Source organism: Pseudarthrobacter oxydans (assembly GCF_034258515.1).
Lineage (GTDB): Bacteria > Actinomycetota > Actinomycetes > Actinomycetales > Micrococcaceae > Arthrobacter.
The window spans coordinates 147,311-169,318 of sequence record NZ_CP139438.1; the positions used below are offsets into that span (position 1 = coordinate 147,311).

The 22,008-nt window shown below is 67.3% G+C and carries 22 protein-coding genes; 12 read left to right on the forward strand and 10 right to left on the reverse strand.

The genetic code is table 11. The features are described 5' to 3' along the window. Positions 1–71 precede the first annotated feature (71 nt). From SMD14_RS00605 to SMD14_RS00625, 5 genes are read left to right on the forward strand one after another with little or no spacing between them, the layout of a single operon-like run. Entirely contained in the window at positions 72–1,364 is a 1,293-nt protein-coding gene (locus SMD14_RS00605; protein WP_321214939.1) for an extracellular solute-binding protein, read from the forward strand. A 2-nt stretch (positions 1,365–1,366) separates the two neighbouring features. Beyond that, the gene (locus tag SMD14_RS00610; protein WP_321214940.1) at positions 1,367–2,356 is read left to right on the forward strand and encodes a sugar ABC transporter permease; all 990 of its coding nucleotides are present in this window, start codon (positions 1,367–1,369) and stop codon (positions 2,354–2,356) included. Continuing rightward, entirely contained in the window at positions 2,353–3,270 is a 918-nt protein-coding gene (locus SMD14_RS00615) for a carbohydrate ABC transporter permease (RefSeq protein WP_321214941.1), read from the forward strand. Before SMD14_RS00610 ends, SMD14_RS00615 begins: the two co-directional genes overlap by 4 nt. Then, complete coding sequence (locus tag SMD14_RS00620) at positions 3,267–4,751, forward strand: glycoside hydrolase family 1 protein (protein WP_157240010.1); 1,485 nt, start codon at positions 3,267–3,269, stop codon at positions 4,749–4,751. The genes SMD14_RS00615 and SMD14_RS00620 overlap by 4 nt, the downstream gene beginning before the upstream one ends. Beyond that, positions 4,751–5,803 (forward strand): LacI family DNA-binding transcriptional regulator, encoded by a 1,053-nt coding sequence (locus tag SMD14_RS00625; RefSeq protein WP_157240009.1) that lies wholly within the window; start codon positions 4,751–4,753, stop codon positions 5,801–5,803. The genes SMD14_RS00620 and SMD14_RS00625 overlap by 1 nt, the downstream gene beginning before the upstream one ends. Before the next feature lie 47 nt (positions 5,804–5,850). On the opposite strand, the gene rsgA is transcribed toward SMD14_RS00625, so the two are convergent. After that, on the reverse strand, positions 5,851–6,990 hold the full coding sequence (gene rsgA / locus SMD14_RS00630; RefSeq protein ID WP_321214942.1) for a ribosome small subunit-dependent GTPase A: 1,140 nt from the start codon (positions 6,988–6,990) through the stop codon (positions 5,851–5,853). 303 nt (positions 6,991–7,293) lie between these two features. After that, on the reverse strand, positions 7,294–7,530 hold the full coding sequence (locus SMD14_RS00635) for a zinc-ribbon domain-containing protein (protein WP_157240005.1): 237 nt from the start codon (positions 7,528–7,530) through the stop codon (positions 7,294–7,296). Positions 7,531–7,673: 143 nt separating this feature from the next. Between SMD14_RS00635 and SMD14_RS00640 the strand changes: the two genes are divergently transcribed. Beyond that, complete coding sequence (locus SMD14_RS00640) at positions 7,674–8,825, forward strand: diguanylate cyclase (protein ID WP_321214943.1); 1,152 nt, start codon at positions 7,674–7,676, stop codon at positions 8,823–8,825. A gap of 105 nt (positions 8,826–8,930) precedes the next feature. Further along, entirely contained in the window at positions 8,931–10,529 is a 1,599-nt protein-coding gene (gene mptB / locus SMD14_RS00645) for a polyprenol phosphomannose-dependent alpha 1,6 mannosyltransferase MptB (RefSeq protein ID WP_321214944.1), read from the forward strand. Here mptB and SMD14_RS00650 read toward each other — a convergent pair. From SMD14_RS00650 to acsA, 5 genes are read right to left on the reverse strand one after another with little or no spacing between them, the layout of a single operon-like run. Then, positions 10,520–10,762 (reverse strand): acyl carrier protein, encoded by a 243-nt coding sequence (locus SMD14_RS00650; RefSeq protein WP_321214945.1) that lies wholly within the window; start codon positions 10,760–10,762, stop codon positions 10,520–10,522. The two genes, mptB and SMD14_RS00650, sit on opposite strands and share 10 nt — an antisense overlap. Next, complete coding sequence (locus tag SMD14_RS00655; RefSeq protein ID WP_321214946.1) at positions 10,759–12,159, reverse strand: 2-oxo acid dehydrogenase subunit E2; 1,401 nt, start codon at positions 12,157–12,159, stop codon at positions 10,759–10,761. Before SMD14_RS00655 ends, SMD14_RS00650 begins: the two co-directional genes overlap by 4 nt. Next, the gene (locus SMD14_RS00660; protein ID WP_321214947.1) at positions 12,152–13,132 is read right to left on the reverse strand and encodes an alpha-ketoacid dehydrogenase subunit beta; all 981 of its coding nucleotides are present in this window, start codon (positions 13,130–13,132) and stop codon (positions 12,152–12,154) included. The genes SMD14_RS00655 and SMD14_RS00660 overlap by 8 nt, the downstream gene beginning before the upstream one ends. Continuing rightward, the gene (gene pdhA / locus SMD14_RS00665; protein WP_321214948.1) at positions 13,129–14,127 is read right to left on the reverse strand and encodes a pyruvate dehydrogenase (acetyl-transferring) E1 component subunit alpha; all 999 of its coding nucleotides are present in this window, start codon (positions 14,125–14,127) and stop codon (positions 13,129–13,131) included. Before pdhA ends, SMD14_RS00660 begins: the two co-directional genes overlap by 4 nt. Continuing rightward, the gene (gene acsA, locus SMD14_RS00670) at positions 14,124–15,935 is read right to left on the reverse strand and encodes an acetate--CoA ligase (RefSeq protein WP_321214949.1); all 1,812 of its coding nucleotides are present in this window, start codon (positions 15,933–15,935) and stop codon (positions 14,124–14,126) included. Before acsA ends, pdhA begins: the two co-directional genes overlap by 4 nt. A 192-nt stretch (positions 15,936–16,127) precedes the next feature. Here acsA and SMD14_RS00675 point away from each other — a divergent pair, with 192 nt between their 5' ends. The 3 genes from SMD14_RS00675 (at position 16,128) to SMD14_RS00685 (ending at position 17,839) form a co-directional block, all read left to right on the forward strand. Next, positions 16,128–16,460, forward strand: coding sequence for a CU044_2847 family protein (locus tag SMD14_RS00675; protein WP_321214950.1), 333 nt, complete (start codon positions 16,128–16,130; stop codon positions 16,458–16,460). A 63-nt stretch (positions 16,461–16,523) separates the two neighbouring features. Then, a complete protein-coding gene (locus SMD14_RS00680; protein ID WP_321214951.1) occupies positions 16,524–17,678 on the forward strand; it encodes a phosphoribosyltransferase in 1,155 nt (384 codons plus the stop codon). A gap of 20 nt (positions 17,679–17,698) precedes the next feature. Next, a complete protein-coding gene (locus SMD14_RS00685; RefSeq protein ID WP_321214952.1) occupies positions 17,699–17,839 on the forward strand; it encodes a hypothetical protein in 141 nt (46 codons plus the stop codon). On the opposite strand, the gene SMD14_RS00690 is transcribed toward SMD14_RS00685, so the two are convergent. Then, positions 17,836–19,092 carry a glycosyltransferase 87 family protein gene (locus SMD14_RS00690; RefSeq protein WP_321214953.1) on the reverse strand — a complete coding sequence of 419 codons (1,257 nt, stop codon included), beginning with the start codon at positions 19,090–19,092 and terminating at the stop codon, positions 17,836–17,838. The two genes, SMD14_RS00685 and SMD14_RS00690, sit on opposite strands and share 4 nt — an antisense overlap. A gap of 28 nt (positions 19,093–19,120) precedes the next feature. After that, on the reverse strand, positions 19,121–20,428 hold the full coding sequence (locus SMD14_RS00695; protein ID WP_409339736.1) for a glycosyltransferase family 87 protein: 1,308 nt from the start codon (positions 20,426–20,428) through the stop codon (positions 19,121–19,123). A 331-nt stretch (positions 20,429–20,759) separates the two neighbouring features. Here SMD14_RS00695 and SMD14_RS00700 point away from each other — a divergent pair, with 331 nt between their 5' ends. Both SMD14_RS00700 and SMD14_RS00705 read left to right on the forward strand, forming a co-directional pair. Beyond that, on the forward strand, positions 20,760–20,963 hold the full coding sequence (locus SMD14_RS00700; RefSeq protein ID WP_157239990.1) for a hypothetical protein: 204 nt from the start codon (positions 20,760–20,762) through the stop codon (positions 20,961–20,963). Between the two features lie 184 nt (positions 20,964–21,147). Beyond that, positions 21,148–21,438: a hypothetical protein gene (locus SMD14_RS00705; protein ID WP_157239988.1), complete on the forward strand. Its 291-nt coding sequence runs from the start codon at positions 21,148–21,150 to the stop codon at positions 21,436–21,438. Here the strand turns inward: SMD14_RS00705 and SMD14_RS00710 are convergent. Then, a complete protein-coding gene (locus tag SMD14_RS00710) occupies positions 21,435–21,914 on the reverse strand; it encodes a hypothetical protein (RefSeq protein ID WP_157239986.1) in 480 nt (159 codons plus the stop codon). The genes SMD14_RS00705 and SMD14_RS00710 overlap by 4 nt on opposite strands. Positions 21,915–22,008 lie beyond the last annotated feature (94 nt).

Consider the following 22,008-nt stretch of genomic DNA (forward strand, 5'->3'; position numbering starts at 1 on the left):
CGCACCACCTCTCCGCCTCCGACCGTCATGTGGGTCGACAGGGCATTTTTTCTGACGAAGGAGTCTTTCCTGTGAAAAACCCAACCAAGTTCTCTGTGTCGTCGGCTGCGGCCGCCTGCCTGGCCCTGTCGCTGACGGCCTGCGGCTCGTCCGCTCCTGAATCAGGCGGCGTCGACGGCGCCACCGGCTCCGATCCCGTCACGCTCACGGTGGGTACCTTCAACGAATTCGGGTACGAAAAACTCTTTGAAGAGTACGAAGCGCTGAACCCGAACGTGACCATTGAGCACAAGAAGGCGGCAACCACCAACGAGGCACGGGACAACCTCACCACGCGCCTGGCCGCCGGCTCCGGCCTGTCCGATATCGAGGCCGTTGAGGTGGACTGGCTTCCGGAACTGCTGCAGTACCCGGACCGCTTTGCAGACCTGAAGGACCCCGCTGTGGAAGGCCGCTGGCTGGACTGGAAGGCCGAGGCCGCCACGACCGCCGACGGCAAGCTGCTTGGCTACGGGACCGACTCCGGCCCTGAAGCAGTCTGCTACAACGCCGAGCTGCTCAAGAAGGCCGGCATGCCCACCGAACGCGGGGAAGTTGCCAAGATGCTGGGGACCACCTGGGACAGCTACTTCGAGGCCGGCAAGGCCTTCAAGGCCGCAAGCCCGGATTCCGCATGGTTCGACTCGGCGGGGGCGATCTACCAGGGCATGAGCAACCAGCTCGAGAAGGTCTATGAGGAGGAGGACGGCACCGTCATCGCCACGGAGAACCCGAAGGTCAAGGACACCTACAACCAGGTCCTGGAAGCCTCCACCAGGGACGGGCTGTCCGCCCACCTTAGCCAGTGGAGCGACGACTGGGCCTCCGGCTTCCAGACGGGCGCCTTCGCAACAACCCTCTGCCCGGGCTGGATGCTGGGGGTCATCGAGGGCAACGCGGCCGGGGTCACCGGCTGGGATGTTGCCAACGTCTTCCCCGGCGGCGGGGGAAACTGGGGTGGTTCCTACCTGACGGTTCCCACCCAGGGCGAACACCAGGCCGAGGCCAAGAAGCTGGCAGGCTGGCTGACCGCCCCTGAGCAGCAGATCAAGGCCTTCACCGCCAAGGGCACCTTCCCCAGCCAGAAGGAAGCGCTGGAAAGCAGCGATCTGCTGGGCCAGACGAACGCGTTCTTCAACGGCGCGCCCACCGGCCAGATCTTCGCCGAACGCGCCAAGGCTGTTGACGTGACCCCGTTCAAGGGAACCAAGTACTTCGCCATCAACGATGCCATGCAGCAGGCCCTTACCCGCGTGGACGTTGACAAGTCGGACGACGCCGCCTCCTCCTGGGAGAAGTTCGTCACCGCAGTGAAGTCCCTCTAAGCATGGCTGTCACCGACCGGGTCCGGCCACGGAGCGGAGGGACGCAGGTTCCCCCGGAAGATACGAAGGGCGTCCGGCGCCTGGCCTTCTCGCAACAGGTCTCCAGGTGGGACGTCAAGTTGTCCCCCTACCTCTACATCTCGCCGTTCTTTATCCTGTTCGCCGTCACCGGGCTCTTCCCGCTCGTCTACACAGCGTGGGTTTCCCTGCACAACTGGAACCTGATCGGCGGACAGGGGAAGTTCACGGGCCTGGAAAACTATGCCTTCGTTGTGGCCCAGCCCTACTTCTGGAACGCCGTGGGCAACACCTTCAGCATCTTCATCCTGTCTTCAGTCCCTCAGGTTGTCATCGCCCTGGTGATAGCAGCGGTGCTGGACGCGAACCTGAGGGCAAGGACGTTCTGGCGGATGGGGGTCCTGGTGCCCTTCGTCGTTGCACCGGTGGCGGTGGGCCTGATCTTCAACAACCTCTTCGCGGACCAGTTCGGGCTGATCAACGGGATGTTGGCGGGGGCAGGGCTGGACCCGGTCCGGTGGCATTCCGACCCGCTGGCAAGCCATCTGGCAATCGCCACCATGGTGAACTTCCGCTGGACCGGCTACAACGCGCTGATCTTCCTCGCAGCCATGCAGGCAATCCCGCGGGATGTGTTTGAAGCGGCAACCATCGACGGGGCCGGCAGGCTGCGGCAGTTCTTCTCCGTGACCGTCCCCATGCTGCGGCCCACGGTGATCTTCGTGGTGATCACCTCCACCATCGGCGGCCTGCAGATCTTCGACGAGCCGCGGGTCTTTGACCAGTCCGGCCTGGGCGGAGCGGACCGGCAGTGGCAGACGCTGACCATGTACATCTGGGAACTCGGCTGGGGCCAGCGCAACTTCGGCAGGGCCTCTGCCGTTGCCTGGCTGCTCTTCCTGATCATCGTGCTGATTGCCCTGCTCAACTTCCTCATTACCAAGCGCATCGCAAGCCAGGGAGGCCGTAAGTGAGCTCCATCCCCATGATTGAACAGACTGCCGGGAAGGGGGCCGCCCGGGCAGCAGCGCGGCGCCGGCCAGGTGCCAGGGGTCCCGGGGCCGGCCACGGCGGTGCCCGCAGGCCAGGCTTCCTCACCTACGGCTTCCTGGGTGCCGTCCTGCTGGCGTCACTCTTTCCGTTGTATTGGTCCTTCCTGGTGGGCAGCCATGACAACACCGTCCTGAGCCGCGGCATCCCGCTGCTGCCGGGCGGGAACTTCCTGGCCAACGCCGCCAAAGTCTTTGACAGCATCCCGTTCTGGAAGGCGATGGGCAACAGCCTCATCGTCTCGTGCGTGACCGCGGCTTCCGTCGTCGTATTCTCCACCCTTGCCGGATTCGCCTTCGCCAAGCTCCGCTTCCGCGGCAGCAAGGGGCTGCTGGTGTTCGTCATCGCCACCATGGCGGTTCCCACCCAGCTCGGCGTCGTCCCGCTGTTTATCGTGATGTCCAGGCTGGGGTGGACCGGCTCGCTTTGGGCTGTGATCATTCCGGGCGTTGTTACCGCCTTCGGCGTGTTTTGGATGACCCAATACCTGCGTGACGCCCTCCCGGATGAACTCATCGAGGCCGTGCGGATGGACGGGGCTTCCATGATCCAGGCCTTCTGGTACATCGGATTCCCGGCCGCGCGGCCGGCGGCCGCCATGCTCGCCCTGTTCACTTTCGTGGCCACCTGGACGAACTTCTTCTGGCCGTTCATTGTCCTTGACCCGTCGAACCCCACCCTTCCGGTGGCGCTGCAGCTGTTGCAGGCCGCCCACTTCGTGGACTACTCCGTGGTCCTGGCCGGAGCCGTCCTGGCCACCGTCCCGCTCCTGCTCCTGTTTATCGCGGCAGGCCGCCAACTCGTATCCGGAATTATGCAAGGAGCAGTCAAAGGATGAGTTCCACCCAACTTCCGTTTCCGGAGGGCTTTCTCTGGGGCGCGGCAACCGCTGCCTACCAGATCGAAGGCGCAGCACACACCGGGGGCCGGCAGGACTCCATCTGGGACGTGTTCGCCCGGGTTCCCGGCGCCGTGGCGGACGGCCACAACGGCGACGTGGCCTGCGACCACTACCGGCGCTACAAGCAGGACGTGGCGCTCATGGGCCGGCTGCACATGAAGGCCTACCGCTTCTCCACGTCCTGGGCCCGCTGCATGCCCGACGGCGTCACGCCCAATCCCGAAGGCATCGCCTTCTACTCCCGCCTGGTGGATGAACTGCTTGCTGCCGGAATCACGCCGTGGCTGACCCTCTACCACTGGGACCTGCCGCAGGCACTTGAAGACAAGGGCGGCTGGGCCAACCGGGACACGGCCTACCGTTTCGCCGAGTACGCGGCGCTCATGCACGGCGTCCTGGGGGACAGGGTCCGGATCTGGACCACCCTCAACGAGCCGTGGTGCTCGGCGTTCCTCGGCTACGCCGCCGGTATCCACGCGCCGGGAAGGCAGGACCCGCAGGCCGGACTTGCCGCCGCCCACCACCTGCTGCTCGGCCACGGCCTGGCAGCCCGTGCGCTGCGCCGCGAGGATCCGGACGCCTCTGTGGGCATCACCCTGAACCTGACGGTCCCGGATCCGCGGGATCCCGGCAGCGAGGGTGACCGGGACGCAGCCAGGCGGATCGACGGCCAGTTCAACAGGATCTTCCTGGATCCGCTGTTCAGGGGCGAGTACCCGGCTGACCTGCTGGCAGACGTGGCGCACCTTGGAATGGCTGACCTGGTGCAGGACGGGGACCTGGAGATCATATCCACGCCGCTGGACCTGCTGGGCGTCAACTACTACCACGGGGAATCCCTCACGAAGGATCCGGCGGACCCCGGGGAACTGGCGGGGCAGGAGACGACGGCGGCTCCGGGGCAGGCAGCCCGCCCGGTGTCCTCCCCGTTCGTGGCAGCCGACGGCGCCCGATCGGTATCCCGCGGCCTGCCGGTGACGGGAATGGGCTGGGAGGTCCAGCCGGAGGGGCTGCGGCGCCTGCTCAACCGGCTGCAGGCTGAGTACACGGGTCCTGCCGGGATCCCCATCTACATCACCGAAAACGGTGCAGCGTACGACGATGTCCCGGACGAGGCGGGCTTCGTGGACGACCAGGACCGGCTGGGGTTCTTCGCGGCACACCTCCAGGCGGTGCATGATGCCATAGCTGACGGCGTGGACGTCCGCGGATACCTGGCGTGGTCCCTGCTGGACAACTTCGAGTGGTCCTTCGGCTACCACCAGCGCTTTGGCCTGGTCCGGGTTGATTATGCAACCCAGGAGCGCATCCCGAAAGCCAGTGCCTGGTGGTACTCGGCGGTGGCCGCATCCAATGCCATTCCGGCCGGCAGCAGCCCCGTGCCGTCTACGGAGCCAGGTGTCGTATTGTCTGTGTAATGAACGAAAAGTCCCGCCGGCCCGGCCTCCTGCACGCCGGGCGGCCCAGCCCGACGCTCGAGGACCTCGCCACGGCCGCCGGAGTGTCCCGCTCCACCGCGTCCAGGGCGATCAACGGCGGGCTGAAGGTCAGTCCGGAGGCCCAGGCCGCCGTCGACGCTGCGATCGTGGCGCTCGGCTACACGCCGAACCGTGCGGCCCGGAGCCTGGTGACCAGGCGCACCGGATCCATTGCGCTGGTCATCCCGGAGCCGGACGCACGGGTGATGATGGACCCCTTCTTCGCCGCCGTCATCACCGGCGTCAACGAGGCACTCCGGGGCACCGACATGCAGCTGGTGCTGCTGATGTCCCGGGCTGGGGATGACTCCGCCCGGACCATGCGGTACCTGCGGGGCGGGCACGTGGACGGCGCGATCGTGGTCTCGTTCCACAAGGCGGACGACTGGGCGGAGACCCTTGGCACAACCGGCCTGCCCACTGTCTTCATCGGCAGGCCCTGGGCCGCGGGCTTCGGCGTCCCTTATGTGGACCTGGACAACTTCGAGGGCGGCCGGCTTGCCGCCCGCCACCTGGCCGCCACCGGGTGCACCCGGCTTGGAACCGTGGCAGGACCCGCCGACATGACAGCGGCAGTCGACCGCCTGGACGGATGGATGCAGGGTGTCCGGGAGGCCGGGCTGCAGCCCGGCCCCGTCATCCATGGGGACTTCACGACGGCGGGCGGCGCCGAAGCGGCAAGGAACCTGTTCTCCGAGGCGCCGGAGCTCGACGGCGTTTTCGCCGCCTCGGACCTGATGGCCCTGGGTGTCATTGAAACTGTGCGGGGCGGGGGCCGGAGGGTTCCGGAGGACGTTGCTGTTGTGGGGTTCGACAACCATTCCCTCCTGGCGGCCAATGGCATGGGCCTGACCACTGTGACGCAGCCGATGGTGGATATGGCCGTGACAGCCGGACAGCTCCTGATCCGCGCGATCGAAAACCCGGAAGAGCAGCTGGAACCGGTCATCTACCCGGCCGAACTGGTGGTCCGGGGCAGCACCGCCCGCTGACCCGGACGCCGCCGGAACGCGCATCAGCGCCGGGGAGCTGCCGACCGTCACCGCCGCTTCCGGCCCGGCCGTTCCTTCCTCTCCGCCGTCTCGCGTTCGGCCCAGCGCTGGGACTTCCCTGCCGCCACCACTTTCTGGTGCCACTCCCGCTGGTAGGCACGCTGCGCCGCGGCGTCGCTCCGGCGGGCCAGGGCGGCAAGCTCCCGCTGCAGCTTCAGGTAGTTGTGCCAGCGGCGCTCCTCCAACACGCCTGTGGCAAGAGCCTCCTGAACAGCGCAGCCGGGTGCGCCCTGGTGGGAACAGTCCGAAAACCTGCACCCGGCCGCCAGCGCCTCCACATCGCCGAACATCTCGCCGATGCCGTCCTCGGCGTCGAACAGGCCGAAGCCCCGCACGCCAGGCGTGTCCATCAGCACCGTCCCGTTCGCGAGCGGGACCAGTTCCCGGGAGGTGGTGGTGTGCCTCCCCCTGAAGTCGCCGGAGCGCACCTCGCCGGTGTCCTGGATGTCGCGGCCCACCAGCGCGTTGATGAGCGTGGACTTTCCGGCACCCGATGGCCCCAGGAGCACGATGGTTCCGCCCGCCGGGATGTGCGCCAGCAGCTGATCGATGCCGTCGCCGGTTTCCGCGGAGGTGGTGACCACATCCACGCCTGCAGCCTGCAGGATGACTTTCCCGACGACGTCGTCCGCCACGTCCGCGAGGTCCGCCTTGGTGATGATCACCAGGGGAGTAGCCCCCGAGTCCCACGCGGCCACAAGGGTGCGTTCCAACCGGTTGTGAGTCAGGGGCCGGTCGACCGGGACCACCACGCCGACGGTGTCCATGTTGGCGGCCAGGACCTGTGCCTCGGAGGAGGCTTCGAACGCGCGCTTGCGGCTCAGTTCCGAACGGCGCGGCAGGACGCTGAGGATCTGGCGCTCGCCGGCCCGGTTGGGCCCTATCCACACCCAGTCTCCGGTCACTGCCGGTTCGCCGCTCAGCGGATAGGGCAGGTGCAGCAGGTCCGAGCCCGCAGCCACCAGCAGCAGGTTCCTGTCCACGCGGACCACCCGCCCGCGCCCGGTGGCCGCCGGCATCGGATGGTCCTCGAAGTGCTGGGCGACGGCGGGGGTATAGCCATAGGGGAGCGGACCGTCGCTTGGGTGGTTGGTGCTTTCCAGGCCGCTGCCTGACGATGTGTTCACTGTAATACCTCACGGGAGGGCCCCCGCGCACCGGCCTGCGGCCTTGGATGTTCGGCGCCCCGCGGGAGGTCAGGCGGGGCCGGTGCGGAAAAGGGGAAGGGTCCGGATGAAAAGTGCGGGGCGCGCAGGACGCAGGGCTTGAACAGTCATCACAGACACCTCCTTTTGCCACATCAGGACGGACACGTCCCGGGATTTCCCGCCAACTCCTGGAGCAGAGGCTCACAGTCGGGTCCCACTCTAGCCACGGGCGGCACGAACGTCCATGGTTTTCCGCTTTTGTTCCATGGGCGGTTGGGTTGGCTAGCGCTGCAGTTCCAACGCCCGCTTCTGCCGCGCGGAAATGCTCGAGACGTGCCCGCAATTGGTGCACGTGATCTGGTAGGAACGCGACGTGGTGAACACCGGAATGAAGAAGAGCGTGAACTTGGTGGCCCGCTCCTCAAGGCGGTGGTGGGCGAACGCCCGGCAGTACTGGCAGGTGGCCGGTTTCCCGGGCAAGGCCTTGAGCACGGTCTTGAAACCAAAGAGAAGGAGCATGGGGATTGCCTTCCGGAATAGTCCTGCTGGCTGTCCTGACAACACTAGGCCCTGCGCCAGCCGTAATCCCATCCTGACAACCTCCCGGACCGGTGCGATACTTGGGGTCGGCGCGGTATCGGCAGTGGGGGGACTTCGGAAACATGGCTCTGGATACCACAACCCTCCGGATCGCCTTTGGCCTGATGGCGCTGGTGCTGGTGCTCCTCTTCTACTTCTCCGCCTACCGGACCACGCGCTCGCCCTACAGCGGCTGGTGGTGCCTGGCGCTGCTGTTTTTCCTGTCAGGATCCGGCTGTTTCCTCCTGGATGGAACAGCACACCAGGTCTGGGGCAACCCCTTGGGCAACGTGCTCCTGGTGCTCGGCGGAGTGGCTGTCTGGGCGGGCGCCCGGTCGCTGCGGACCGTGCCGCCGCCAAAGTGGGCGTTCGCCGCCATCCCCCTGGTGACCCTGGTTGCCTCGGTCCTGGACAACCCGGCCACCAACACCTGGTCCGGCGGCCCCGTGTTCCTGGCAGCCATGAGCCTCACCATAGGCCTGGCGTCGCGCGAGCTCTGGCGGCTGGAACCGGGATACTCGCGCGTACGGATCCCCATGGCGGCGGCGGCAGGCGGACTCTCCGTGTTCTATGTACTGCGCTGGGCGGCGTTCATGCTGGAGGGGCAGGACGGCCCCATCTTCGTCACTGTTTTTGGTTCCGCGGTGACCACACTGGTGACCATGGTCCTCCTGGTGGTGGTTTCCTTCAGCATGGCGGCCCTCAGCAATGAACAGCAGACCAGGGCGCTGCGCATGGTGGCCTCCCGCGATGACCTCACCGGCCTCCTCAACCGCAAGGCCTTCCTGAACCTGGCGGCCGAACAGTTGGCCGACCTGTCCATCGCCAAAGGCACCGGCGCCCTGGTCCTGGCGGACCTGGACCACTTCAAGGCGGTCAACGACACCTACGGCCACGCCGCCGGGGACGTGGCCCTGCAGACGTTCGCGGACGCCTGCGCTGCCACGGTGCGGTCCACCGACCTGGTGGGACGCTACGGCGGGGAGGAATTTGTGATCCTTATCCCGGGTGCCAGCGCGGAACGGGCGGAAATCATCGCTAAGTCGATCAGCCGGCGCCTGGCGGCGGCTGCAACCGTGGACGGGATGGACATGCCGACTGTCAGTTACGGTATTTCCACGTATGACGGTGCCACAACGGATGTGGAACGCCTCATCGCCTCAGCGGACGCCGCCCTTTACCGGGCAAAGTCGCTCGGCCGGAACCGGACCGCCCGCAGCGACCGTATGCTCTAGCCTCGGAAGGGGCGCGGGAAACCCGGCTGATAAAATAGCGGCGTTGCAGGGCGGCCTTATTGCTGGTCCAACCAGCGCCGTAACCAAGTGAGGGACCAGACAAACATGACGGCAGGCGGGTCACACCTCGGGACTTCGGAGACGCAGCCGGCAGCGTCGGCTAAAGCCTCCGGCCCGGCCACCGGCCGCGCCTACCTGGCCACCATCGAGGGCTTTGTCGGGGCCCTGATGATGTTTATCGGTTCCATCGGGACCGGGTGGATCGCCAACGGCTCACCCATGATCCGCCAGCCGGTGGTAATCGCCCTCCGCACCGAGGGCTGGGGAGTGACTGTATCCACCGTGCTCCTGACGGTGGGCGCCATGGTGCTGATGCGGTCCTGGCTCCGGCTGGGCCAGCGCCTGGCGGATTGGGGCAAATCGTCGCTGCGGTCCGTCGTCCTCGCCATCTCTGCCTGGTCCCTGCCGCTGCTTTTCTGTGTCCCCGTATTTTCCCGCGACGTCTACGCCTACACCGGCCAGGGCCGGCTGGTCATGGAGGGCCAGAACCCTTACCAGGTGGGGATTTCCACGCTCAGCAACTGGTTCTCGCTCGGCGCCGATCCTGCCTGGGCGGAAGCCAGGACCCCCTACGGTCCGTACTTCCTCTGGCTGGCGCGCGGGGTGGTGGGGCTGACCGGCGCGCAGCCGGATGTGTCTGTCCTCCTGTTCCGCCTCCTCGCCGGCGTCGGGGTCCTGCTTTGCGTCATCTATGTGCCCAGGCTGGCGGAGCTGCACGGCATCAACGGGGCGCGTGCACTCTGGATCTCCGTGGCCAACCCGCTGTTCCTGATCAGCTTCATCGCCAGCGCGCACAACGACGCCCTCATGGTGGGCCTCGCCGTCGCAGGCGTCTACTTCGCGGCCACGCGCCGGTACCTGCTCGGAGTGCTGCTGGTGACCGCGTCGATCGGAATCAAGCCGATCACCGTCCTCCTGCTTCCCTTTGTTGGCCTGATGTGGGCGGGCCCGTCGGCTTCCTGGCCCCGCAAGTTCCTGATGTGGGGCGCGACGGCGGGCATCAGCTTCGGCGTGCTGGCCCTCAGCGGCATCCCGTACAACCTGGGGATGGGATGGGTGTGGGCCATCATGGACCCCACGCCGGGCTATACCGGCTACTCGCCATCGGGCTTCCTGGGCCAGCAGGTGGAGTTCCTGGGCAACGTGCTGGGGCTCCCCGGCGGCACGTTCGCCACCCTCCTGCGGACGGGAATGAAATGGGCGGCGATCGCGCTGGTCCTGGTCCTGATGTTCCGCGGTGACTACTCGCGGGCGGTGCGCCGGATGGCGCTGGCGTTTACCGCCGTCGTGATGCTCTCGCCCATCATCCAGCCCTGGTACATCCTCTGGTTCCTGCCTTTCCTGGCCGTTACCGGTATCCGGGACGACTGGCAGATCAGGTCGTTGTACGTGGGCGTGACGTTCTTTGTGGTGTTTGGGGCGCAGGACCAGCTCTCCGTGTGGTCCTTCGTGGCGCTGCCCATCGACGCCTCCTCGCTGGCGTTCGTCACAGCCCTTGCCTTCACGTTCTACCTTCTATTCCTCGACCTGCATACACGGCGGCTGCTCATCGAGGCCAGGCCGCTTGACCTGGTAAAACGCGGGTGGCGCTGGGCTGTGGCCGTAGTTGAGGCGAGACGCGGAGCTGCCCGGCGTCAGGCGTGACCGGCGATGTACGCAATCAGGCCGCCCACCGTCGCCACCCGGGGGTAGTCGCCTTCCGGAATATTTATGCCTGTTGCGGAATATATGGTCTCCACAAGCCGCAGGAAGTCGAGTGAATCGAGTTCAAGGTCCTGCCGCAGCCGTGCACCGTCCGCAAGGTCCGCCGGCTCCACGTCCGGCGCCACCTGCCCGATCGCCTGGTGCACTGCCGCGCGGGCGTCCTGTTCGTTCATAGTTCCTCCGGTTTTTGCAGCAGTTCGTCCAGCCGCGCCAGATAACGTGCGCCGCGCAGGCCGTCACTCACCCTGTGGTCGGCGGAGAGGGTGGCCGTCACCACGGGACGGACGCCGAGCATTCCCTCGTGCGCCCACGGTTGTTCCATCAGCCGGCCCAGGCCCACCATGGCCACCTGCGGCGGATAGATCACCCCGAACACGCTCTCCACGCCCAGGTCGCCCAGGTTGGTCACGGTGATGGTGGGATCGGCCATTTCTGCCCGCTGCAGCCTGCCTGCCCGGGCACGGGACACGAGGTCCCTCAGCTGCTCCATGAGGGTGTCCACCGGGAGCTGGTCGGCGTCGTGGATTGCCGGGGCCACGATGCCGCCCTTCCGAAGGGCAACGGCGACGCCGAGATGCACTGCCTGGCTGGGCCGGAACTCGTTATCCACATACAGGCCGTTGACCTCGGGCACGTCCCTGGCAGCAAGGGCAGCGGCCTTCAGCAGGAGTGCAGAGGGAACCAGCCGGGAGGAAACAGGGCGCTGGAGGTTAACGGACTGCATCCAGGCCACAGCGGCACCCATGTCCAGCGTGGTGCTGAGGTAATAGTGCGGAATCGTCTTCTTGGAGCGGGACATCAGCGCCCCGACCGCCCTGCGCAGGCTTGCCTCGCGCTGCCGGTCCTCCGCGGGCCTGGCCGCAGGCTCTTCTGCTGTTGCCGGGACTTCAGGCACAGTCAGCTCCGGTGATGCCGGAGCTTCCGGCGCCGCACCCCCTGGTGGCACCGGTGCGGGGGCGGCAGCGGCCGCGTGGAGGACGTCGCCTTCCGTGACCGCACCGCCGGGCCCGGTCCCGGCCACGGCCGAAAGGTCAACTCCGCGCTCGGCCGCCAGGCGCCGGGCGAGAGGTGACGAGCGCACCCGCCCACGGTTGCCGCCGTCATCCTCCACGTGAGGCGCCGCGGACTCCGGAGCTGCCGGTGCGGGTTCCGGAGCTGCCGGCACCGGCACCAGCGCTGCAGCGCGTTCCACGTCGGAACGCGTCACCGCCCCGTGCCTGCCCGTGCCGCGGATGGAGCCCGGATCAACTCCCAGCTGGTGGGCGAGGTGCCGCACCGGGGGCGAGAGGGGCCCGTGGGTTTCCGCCGGCGGCATGGCTCCCGTCCCGTCATCGGGCGTTGCAGTGATCCGCGCGAGCGGGGTGCCGATGGGAACCGTGGTGCCGACGTCCACCAGCAGTTCGGCCACAACCCCCTCTTCGAAGGTCTCGATGTCCATGACCGTCTTTTCGGTGTCCACTACGGCCACCACGTCACCGCGGTGGACGTAGTCGCCCGGCTTGACGAGCCACTCCACCATCTTGCCGTGGTCCATATCCGCCCCCAGGGACGGCATGCGGAAATCACCCACGCCCGCCCGTCACCTCCCGCGCCGCCGCCACGATCCGTTCAGCCGAGGGAAGCGCGGCAAGCTCCAGGTGCTTGGCGTAGGGCAGCGGGACCTCGGCGCTGCAGACCCGTCCCACCGGGGCGTCGAGGTCGTAGAAGGCCGCCTCCGTGATCCGCGCGCTGATCTCGGCCGAGATGCTGCCGCTGCGCCACCCTTCATCCACCACCACGGCCCGGTGCGTCTTGCCCACCGTGGCCAGGATTGCCGCATCATCGAGCGGGCGCAGGACGCGCAGGTCCAGTACCTCGGCACCGATGCCTTCCGCTGCCAGCCGCCCGGCGGCGTCGAGCACTGCCGGCAGCGTGCCGCCGTAGGTGATGAGCGAGACGTCCGTCCCCGGCCGCCGGACGGCGGCGGCGGTGATGTCCACCGGCCCGGCGCCGTCATCAAGCTCGCCCGGCATGTTGTAGAGCGTCCCGTGCTCGAAAATCAGCACCGGGTCCGGGTCCTCCAGCGCGGTCCAGAGCATTCCGCGTGCATCCTCCAGGGTGGCCGGCGCGAGAATGCGCAGGCCCGGAATGTGGGCGTACCAGCCCTCCAGGCTGTGCGAGTGCTGGGCGCCCAGCTGGCGTCCCGCGCCGGTGGTCATCCTGATCACCAGCGGGACGTTGAACTGCCCGCCGGACATGTGCAGGAGCGTGGCCGCGTTGTTCACGATCTGGTCCAGGGCCAGCAGGCTGAAGTTGACGGTCATGATCTCCACGATGGGCCGCATGCCGCCCAGCGCCGCGCCGATGCCCGCACCGACGAAGCCGGATTCGGACAGGGGAGTGTCGCGGATCCGTTGCGGCCCGAACTCCTCGAACAGTCCCAGGCTGACGGCGAAGCAGCCGCCGTACGCGCCCACGTCCTCGCCCATGAGGAACACCCGGGGGTCACGGTTCATGGCATCCCGGATCCCGGCCCTGATGGCTTCCCGGTAGGTGGTTTTCATTCCGGTCCCCGCTCGCTGTAGACAAACCGGGCCAGGTCCTCCAGCGGCTCCGGAGTCCCGGCTTCGGCGAACTCGACGGCGGCCGCCACTTCCGCGTCGGCGTCACCCTGGATGCCGGCCAACTGGTCTTCGCTCAGCTGGCCCGCAGCCTCCAAGGCGTTGCGCAGGAGGGTGATGGGGTCCCGCTCGATCCAGTGCGCCACCTCTGCCTTCTCCCGGTAGCGCTCCGGATCAAACATGGAGTGGGCACGGAAGCGGTAGGTCCGCAGCTCCAGGAAGTGCGGACCCGCGCCCGACCGCACGGCATCCACGGCGCGGCGGGCGGCTTCATGGACGGCGAGGACGTCCATCCCGTCCACTGCCCAGGCTGCGAGCTCGTAGCCGGCGGCCTTCAGCGCAATGTCCGTCTGCGACTCGGAGCGGCGCAGTGCCGTGCCCATCGCATACAGGTTGTTCTCGCAGCAGAAGAGCACGGGCAACTGCCACAATGCCGCCAGGTTCAGGCTTTCGTGGAATTCTCCCTCGGCCACGGCCCCTTCGCCGAAGAAGCAGGCCGTCACGCGCGCGCGGCCGGCCATCTTGTCCGCCAGCGCTAGGCCGACGGCGAGGGGCAGCCCGCCCGCCACGATCGCGTTGCCGCCGTAGAAGCGCGTGGCGGCATCGAACAGGTGCATGGAGCCGCCCCGCCCGCGGCAGCAGCCCTGGACGTTGCCGTACATTTCGGCGAGGATGGCGCCGGCGGGCACGCCCCGCAGCAGTGCATGGCCGTGTTCCCGGTAGGTTGCCACCACGGCGTCTCCTGCGTCCAGGTTGTCCAGGACGCCCGCAGCCACGGCTTCCTCGCCGATGTAGACGTGCAGGAAGCCCCGGATTTTCGCCTCGGTGTAGAGTTCGACGCACTTTTCCTCCAGCCGGCGCACCCGGAGCATCTGGTGCAGGAGATGCCTCGCGGTGCCGGCCCGGTCCGCGCCGATCCTTTCCGGTGTGCCGGTCATCGTGCCTCCGTGGTGGTTTCGACGGTGGATGTGTCCCCCTCGGGGAGCCCCAGTTCGCGGGCCTTCAGGAGCCTCCGCAGGATCTTTCCGCTGCGGGTTTTCGGCAGCGCCGCGGTGAAGTCCACCATGCGCGGCGCAACTGCGGCGCCGAGCCGCTTGCGCGCGAAACCGATGATGTCCAGGCGCAGCTCTTCGGAGGGCTCCCATCCGGTCCTGAGCTCGACAAACGCCTTGACCACCTCGCCGGCCACCGGGTCCGGGACGCCGATGACGCCCGCCTGGGCCACGGCCGGGTGCTCCATCAGCGAGCTCTCCACCTCGAAGGGGCCGATGAGGTGGCCGGAGGACTTGATGACGTCGTCGCCGCGGCCCACGAACCAGTAGTACCCGTCCGCATCGCGTTTTGCGACGTCCCCGGTGAGGTACCAGCCTCCGGCGAAGCACCTGCGGTAGCGTTCCTCCTCGTTGAGGTAGCCCCTGAACATTGATGGCCAGCCGGCGCGCAGCGCCAGTTCCCCCATGGTGTCCGGTTCCGTGACCAGCACGGGGTCGCCGTCACGGACCACCGGCTTGCCGTCCCCGTCCCGCGCGACGAGCGCCGCCTCCACTCCCGGCAGCGGCCGGCCCATGGAACCGGGCCGGATTTCCGTGGCCGCGAAGTTGGCGATCATGATTCCGCCGGTCTCCGTCTGCCACCAGTTGTCGTGGACGGGCAGGCCGAACGCTTCCTGGCCCCAGACCACCACTTCCGGGTTGAGCGGCTCGCCCACGCTGGCCACGAACCGCAGCGCCGAAAGATCGTGCCCGGCGGCCCTCTCCGCCCCGGCTTTCATCAGCATGCGCAGGGCGGTCGGCGCGGTGTACCAGACAGTAACGCGCTGCTCAGCGAGGATCCGGTACCACCGGTCCGCGTCCATCTCCTCCTCGTCCACCACTGTGGTGACGCCGTGCACCAGCGGGGCGATGACACCGTAGGAGGTGCCCGTGACCCATCCGGGGTCCGCTGTGCACCAGTAGGTGTCGCCGGGGTGCAGGTCCAGCGCGAACCGGCCCGTCGCATAGTGGGCGGTGACGGCCTCGTGGACATGGATGGCGCCTTTCGGGGTGCCCGTGGTGCCGCTGGTGAAGTGCAGCAGCGCCATGTCCTCGCCGGCGGTGGGCGCCATGATGCTGTCCGCCGGGGCGGCCGCCAGGAGCCCCGTGAGGTCGAGGGTCCCCGGTTCCGGAGCGCCGTCCGCGTCAATGAGGAAGACGTGCTTGAGATCCGGGAGGCTATCCCGGATCTGGGCCACTTTCTTGCGGTAGAGGGCCCTGGTGGTGACCAGCGCCCGCCCCTGCCCCAGGTGCAGGCGCTGCCTCACGGGCTCCGGCCCGAAGGCGGAAAACAACGGGCAGAAGACGCTTCCGTTCTTGAGGGCGCCCAGCACCGCAACGTAGAGCTCGGGGCTGCGGCCGGTGAGCGAGAAGATCCGCTCCCCGCGGCCGATGCCCAGCTGCCGCAGCACGGCGGCAAAACGGTTGGTCTGGCCGGCAAGCTCCAGATAGGTCAGGGAATGAGCGGATCCGTCGGCGCGCACGAACCGCAAGGCCTCGTGGTGGGCCCGCGGCCCGGCGGCATGGCGGTCCACTGCTTCATGGGCTATGTTCAGGCCGCCGCCCCGGAGTCCGGAAAGAGCCCGGCGGGCATCGTCCCAGGAGAACTGGCGGCATGCGGTTTCATAGTCCTGCAGGTTGGGCCGGACAGGGAAGCCTTGAACGTCCTTGGGGATTCGCTGCCAGCGCATGGGCCGTTCGGTTCCTGCCGTCATGTTCCTATCCGACGCCCCGCAGCCCATGCGGGCAAGGGTAGAAAGTCCCCCGGGAAAGAGGGCCGGCACCCGGGCCGGCGCCGCCCGGCCGGGCCTTTCGGCACTGTCAGCTGCGCTCCGGGCAGGTGTCTACTGGAAGCGCACCGGGACCCGGCAACTGTCCTTCCCCGCCCGTGATTGGAGGCATCTGCCATGACTGAAGTAGTCCGCTATGAAGTGGGGTCCGGGACAATCCTGGTCGAGGTGGATGACAACAGCTACGGCGTGGACCATCCCGGCCGGAATGAGCAGGGGATCCTGGACGCCGGCCGCCGGCTGGAGGACGCGCTCGCTGCCGTCCGCCCCGCTGCCGCCGCTGCCGTGGACGCCATGCGGGAAATCGGGCCTGAACACATCGAAGTGGAGTTCGGCGTGAAACTGGCAGGGACGGCAGGGGCGGTCATTGCCCGGAACACCGCAGACGGCCACTTTGTCCTGAGGCTGTCATGGTCGGCCGCAGCGGAGGGCCCGTTTGAGGAAGAGTAGCGGGCCTGCGGGGGAGGGTTTTCCCGGAACAGATAACTGGGCTCCATGCGAAGGGGTGGCCTGATGTATGAATTCCTGGACAGGGTTGACGCCGGCCGGAAACTGGGGCTCATGTTGGAACGGTTCCGGGCGGAAGATGTGCTGGTCCTGGGGCTGCCCCGCGGAGGGGTTCCGGTGGCGGCCGAAGTTGCGAAGGCCCTGAATGCGCCGCTGGACGTCATCGTGGTGCGGAAACTCGGCCTTCCGTTCCAGCCTGAAGTAGCCATGGGAGCCATAGGCGAAGGCGGCGCGCGGGTCCTCAACCAGCGCGTCATCTCGCTCGCCGGAGTCACGGAGGATGACCTTGAGGCCGTCGAGCGGCGCGAGCGCGTGAGGCTGGAGTCCAGGCTGGAACGCTACCGCCAGGGGAGGCCGCGGAAGGACCTTGCCGGGCGCACTGCCATCGTTGTGGACGACGGCATCGCAACGGGGTCGACGGCGCGTGTTGCCTGCCAGGTTGCACGCCACCTGGGCGCCGCAAAGGTGATCCTGGCAGTTCCTGTGGCCCCGGCGGACGCGATGGGAACACTGTCCGAGCCGGACCAGGTCTATTCCCTGATCAGCGCCCGGAACTTCCAGGCCGTGGGGTACTACTACCGCGACTTCTCGCCCACCACCGACGAAGAGGTGGTGCAGCTGCTCGATGCCGCCGCGCTGCGGGAACGCCTCGCCGGGGCTGGGGCTGCGGGCACCGACCATGATGTGGAGATCGCGGTGGACGGGGTGGCGCTCCACGGCGATCTGCACCTTCCGGAACCCTGCAATGCAGTGGTGGTGTTCGCCCACGGCAGCGGGAGCAGCAGGCACAGCCCCCGCAACCGCTACGTTGCCTCAGTCCTGCAGGGGGCGGGCCTGGGCACACTGCTGCTGGACCTGCTCACCCCGGCCGAGGAGATGGACCGCGGGAATGTCTTCGACATCGCCCTGCTGGCGGAGCGGCTGGCCGCGGCAACCCGCTGGCTGAACGGCAGGAGTGACAACACGGGATGCAAGGTGGGCTACTTCGGCGCCAGCACCGGCGCGGGTGCCGCCCTGTGGGCGGCAGCCGACCCTGACACGGAAGTGGACGCCGTCGTTTCCCGCGGCGGCCGCCCGGACCTCGCCGGGCCGCGGCTGGCGGCGGTGCGCGCACCCACCCTGCTGGTGGTAGGGGCGCCGACACCCAGGTCCTGGCCCTGAACCGCCAGGCAATGGACCGGATGCGGGCGCCGGTCCGGCTGGAAGTGGTCCCGGGGGCAACCCACCTGTTCGAAGAACCCGGAACGCTCACCCAGGCCGCAACCCTCGCCAGGGAATGGTTTGCGCGCTACCTGCTGCCGGGGAGCCAGGCCGGCAACTAGGCGCCGGCAGGCACCGCGGCAGGGGATTTCCGCCCCAGCTCGGCAGTCCGCTTCACCGACCACCACAGCAGCACCACCAGGAGCACATTGCGCGTGGTGAGGATGGCCGCCATCACCGGGTGGGCGTGGATCAGCGGGGTGTAGAACAGGGGATAGATCACGAACGTGGTCATGGCGATGCCCATGAGCAGAGCTGCCGGGACCTTCCACCTGTTCCAGTCGTGGGTAAGCCCGGCGATGATCACCGGCGCCAGCCAGATGATGAACTGCGGCGAACCCACCTTGTTGAACACGATGAACGCCGTGACCATCATGAGGGAACCCTCAAGGAACAGCTCCTCCCGTTCGGCGCCGCGGTTCAGGGCCCGCACCAGCAGGACGGCGGCCACCACCGCGGCCAGGATCAGCAGCGGCTGCATCAGGAAAGCCGCAGTCCCCGCGCCCGGGCCGTAGACCTCGGTGGAGTTGATGGCGGTGTTGTCCGCCATCCTGGAACCGGCGATGTTGAAGACGCTCAGCCACACCCACGGGGTGGAGAAGGTGGCTTCAAGCTGCATGCCGCGCTCGCCCTGGTTCAGGAGGAAGTCCATGATGTGCCGGAGGCCGCCGGACATCCACGTTCCCAGCGCAACGACGGCGGTCACGGCGACGCCTGAGAGGACCACCTGGACCCGCTTCCGGCTGGCTATCACGATGGGTACCAGCACAGCCGCGGGCCATACCTTGATCCAGGTGGCGACGCTGAGCAGGATGCCGGCCACCACCGGACGCTGCGCCGCGTACAGCAGCGCGATCAGCACGATCGGCGCGGTGATGCCTTCCACCCGCGCGAAGCTGAGGTAGCCCATGAAGACGGTGAAGAACAGCCACCACCAGGCGGGCGCAATGCCGCCCGCCTTCCGCGGTCCGCGGGTGAGGAAGGCAAGCCCGACGGCGTTGAGGGCTGTGATGATCAGGAACCAGACGAGGAGGTACAGGTCCGGTCCCGCGATGTTGGCGAGGAAGATGGGGAGCTGCGCCAGTACCGGGTAGACCCAGGGGCTGATCTTCCCGTCCAGGTCCTGCGGGTTGTAGCCGTCCACGGCCCACTGGCGGTACTGCTCGGTGTCGCTGAACGTATCGCCGTGCAGGAAGAAGGACGCCATCCAGCCCAGGAAATAGAGATGGACGACGGCGAAGCCCCACCACACGGAGGACGGGCGGGCGAACCAGTCCACCACCTTGGCGGGGAGGACTTTGGTGCGGACGGTCACCAGCCGGTCAAAGAACTTCGCGGAAATGTCAGGACTCCTTCAGCGCGGGAGCCGCTGCGGGCGTCTTCTTACCCAGCAGGTAGAGGCGGCGGACGCTCCACAGGAACAGGACCACCAGGAGGACGTTGCGGATGGTCAGCACCAGCGCCATCCAGGGGTTGTTGTGGCTCAGGGCGTCGTAGAAGAGCGGGTAGATGAAGTACGTGGCCACGGCGATAACGATCAGCATGGTGGCAGGGACGCGCCATTCCCGCCAGCTGTGGGCCAAACCGACGGCGACAGCGGGGGCGAGCCACACCATGAACTGCGGGGAGCCTACCTTGTTGAAGACAACGAACGCGGTGGCCAGCGTAAGGGCGCCGGCCAGGAGCAGTTCAGTGCGGTCCACGCCGCCGCTGACTTTTCCGTTATGGAGCGCCCAGAACGTCAGGGCCGCCACCAGCAGTGCCGCCAGGACCAGGAGGGGCTGCATCAGCACTGACATCAGCGCCGTGCCGGGGCCGTCCACCTGCATGGAGTTGATGTCCGTGTTCATGTACATCCGGGAACCGCCCACGTTCAGGACGGACAGCCAGAGCCAGGGCGTGGTGAAGGTGGCCTCCAGCTGCATGCCGCGGTCACCCTGCTGGGTGAGGAAGTTCAAAAGCTTGGGGACGCTGCCCACCGCAGCGGCCAGCGCGACGACCCCCGCCGTCGTCGTTATGCCTGCCAGGACCACCAGGATCCGGTTCCGGACGACCGCGAACAGGGCCAGCATGACCGCTGCCGGCCACACCTTGACCCAGGTGCCGATGGCCAGCAGGACGGAGGCGATGAACGGCCGGCCCACGCCGTATGCGAGGGCGACCAGGACCAGCGGGGCGGTGAGCCCGTCCACGCGGGCGAAGCCGAGCCAGCCCATCAGCAACGTGAAGACCAGCCACCACCAGGCGGCGGGGATCGCGTTGCGGTCGCGGCCGCGGTTGGTGAGCTTCAGCAGGGCCCAGCCGTTGAGCAGCGTGGTCATCAGCACCCACAGGAAAAAGAACGGTCCGGGGCCGGCGACGCCCGCGACGGCCATGGGGATCAGCGCCAGGATGGGGTAGACCCAGGGGCTGGGGCCGCCGGTCAGGTTGGCGTCGTTGAAGCCTGCCATGGCCCAGTCGCGGTAGATGAAGGTGTCGCTGAAGGCTTCGCCGCGCAGGGACACCGAGGCGGCGAAGACCAGGAAGACCATGTGCACAACGATGAATCCGCCCAGCAGTCCGCGCCCGGTGTTCAGCCGCGCCCGGGCGGGTGCGGGAAGGATGACATTGCGGATCCGGGTGAGTCTGCCGAAGAAAGCGTCCGTGGAAATGGCGGGATCCTTGTCAGTTTGTGGCACGCGTATGGTGCTGCGCTGGTTGCTTGGTTCTGCCGCCTGGCGGTTGTTCAGGGGCATGGGAACCGTCCGAAAACAGCGCCCACTCCTGTCCAACTCTAATTCAACCGCTTGGAGCCCGATGACTGTTGCAAGTCCACGGAAAGCCATATCCCTCTCTGACCTGCGGCTTTTATCTAAAGTTGCTGGCAGTTTAACGTTCGGGAAACATTGGGCGGGGCACACCGATGCCCGCTTCGTCTGCAGCCTTGGGGAGCGCAGGTGCCTGTTCACCCCCCCCGTCCCTCGACCTACAAAGGCTAGACCCATGAACTTCCCCCTCACCCTGACCGTCGCCGACCGCCACAGCATGGACGCTGAGCTCGACGCCGCCGTGACGGCCGCCAAGGCCCAGGCACTCGCCGGCAAGCGCCACGGCATCCTGGTCACACGCCTCGGCGTCGACAAGTTCACTGTTGCCCTCAGCGAGGCAGTCCCCTTCGGCCTCACCCGCGAACACCAGGCCTGGTAGCCGGGCGGCCGGTCCGCGTTACCGGCGCTGCGGAGCCGTTTCCGGGCCCATTCTGCTCTCTTCGGTTCCTGATGCGCGGCTGTGCATCAGAAGGTTAGCCAACCGTGACCTTCCAATCGTTCCGTCCCGGCGCATCGCCCGTTACTGTCGACAGCACCATCCGGGACAACGGAGAAGAGGCACGATGAGCATCGACATCGAGATTGGTACAAGCCTCAGCAATGAGGACGCAGCGCACTTTGCGGCCAAGACGGAAGCAATCACCTCAGCGATGCAGAGGGTGCGGGAATTGCATGCGGCTTACAGCTGGGTGTGGACGGACGAGATCCGCTGCCGGGGCTGCAACGCCAGCCTGGACATACCGCTGCTGGCCAGCACGAACGTGAGCGCCGACAAGGCCTTCCAGGCACACCAGTCCGCCCAGCTGGATGCCCTCTTGGCTGCTGGCGGACATCAGCGCGGGGAATCCGGCTAGCGGTACCAGCCCACGGAACGGTCGTAACTGGACACCAAGGCTCCCGTGCCTGATGCGCCGCTTCCGCCCGCCGGAAAGTAGATGGCCCCAAACTCGGCGCCTTGGGCTTCGATCCGTTTGCGTGCCCAGGCCTTGGCGGCTTCGATGTCCGTTTCCGGGATGCTTTCGCGGGTGTTGTTTCCAGCGCTGAGATGGATGTCCAGCTGGTACTCCCCGGGCTGGGAGGCTCCGGCATGGTGGCCTGGATCCCGCTCATCGCGCCTGCTGACCATCACCTGCGCCAAGGCATGGAGGACGGACGGGTCCTTGGCGGTGCTGCCATGCTGCTGTTGTTCCATCCGCAGCGCTGAAACCACGTTCTCCACGGTGTCCCCATCGCTGACCACGTACGACGCTCCGGCGACGTCCGCCTCCGAGCCCCCAACGCTTTCCAAGTACTGCATAAATTGCTCGGAGCTGGACTGTCTGGAGTTCATGCACCCTCCCTGAGGGCTATTCGCGGCAAATGCCGACCCGCCCAACACTAGACCCATATGGGTCCTCTGAACGGGTGCTCCCGGGACCGATTTG

Coding starts and splice junctions, on each gene's coding strand:
- SMD14_RS00680 (WP_321214951.1), top strand. CDS start 16,524: ATGTATGAATTCCTGGACAGGGTTGACGCCGGCCGGAAACTGGGGCTC.
- SMD14_RS00625 (WP_157240009.1), top strand. CDS start 4,751: ATGAACGAAAAGTCCCGCCGGCCCGGCCTCCTGCACGCCGGGCGGCCC.
- SMD14_RS00685 (WP_321214952.1), top strand. CDS start 17,699: ATGCGGGCGCCGGTCCGGCTGGAAGTGGTCCCGGGGGCAACCCACCTG.
- SMD14_RS00620 (WP_157240010.1), top strand. CDS start 3,267: ATGAGTTCCACCCAACTTCCGTTTCCGGAGGGCTTTCTCTGGGGCGCG.
- SMD14_RS00710 (WP_157239986.1), bottom strand. CDS start 21,914: ATGAACTCCAGACAGTCCAGCTCCGAGCAATTTATGCAGTACTTGGAA.
- SMD14_RS00640 (WP_321214943.1), top strand. CDS start 7,674: ATGGCTCTGGATACCACAACCCTCCGGATCGCCTTTGGCCTGATGGCG.
- pdhA (WP_321214948.1), bottom strand. CDS start 14,127: ATGACCGGCACACCGGAAAGGATCGGCGCGGACCGGGCCGGCACCGCG.
- SMD14_RS00675 (WP_321214950.1), top strand. CDS start 16,128: ATGACTGAAGTAGTCCGCTATGAAGTGGGGTCCGGGACAATCCTGGTC.
- acsA (WP_321214949.1), bottom strand. CDS start 15,935: ATGACGGCAGGAACCGAACGGCCCATGCGCTGGCAGCGAATCCCCAAG.
- SMD14_RS00635 (WP_157240005.1), bottom strand. CDS start 7,530: ATGCTCCTTCTCTTTGGTTTCAAGACCGTGCTCAAGGCCTTGCCCGGG.
- SMD14_RS00610 (WP_321214940.1), top strand. CDS start 1,367: ATGGCTGTCACCGACCGGGTCCGGCCACGGAGCGGAGGGACGCAGGTT.
- SMD14_RS00660 (WP_321214947.1), bottom strand. CDS start 13,132: ATGAAAACCACCTACCGGGAAGCCATCAGGGCCGGGATCCGGGATGCC.
- mptB (WP_321214944.1), top strand. CDS start 8,931: ATGACGGCAGGCGGGTCACACCTCGGGACTTCGGAGACGCAGCCGGCA.
- SMD14_RS00705 (WP_157239988.1), top strand. CDS start 21,148: ATGAGCATCGACATCGAGATTGGTACAAGCCTCAGCAATGAGGACGCA.
- SMD14_RS00650 (WP_321214945.1), bottom strand. CDS start 10,762: ATGAACGAACAGGACGCCCGCGCGGCAGTGCACCAGGCGATCGGGCAG.
- SMD14_RS00700 (WP_157239990.1), top strand. CDS start 20,760: ATGAACTTCCCCCTCACCCTGACCGTCGCCGACCGCCACAGCATGGAC.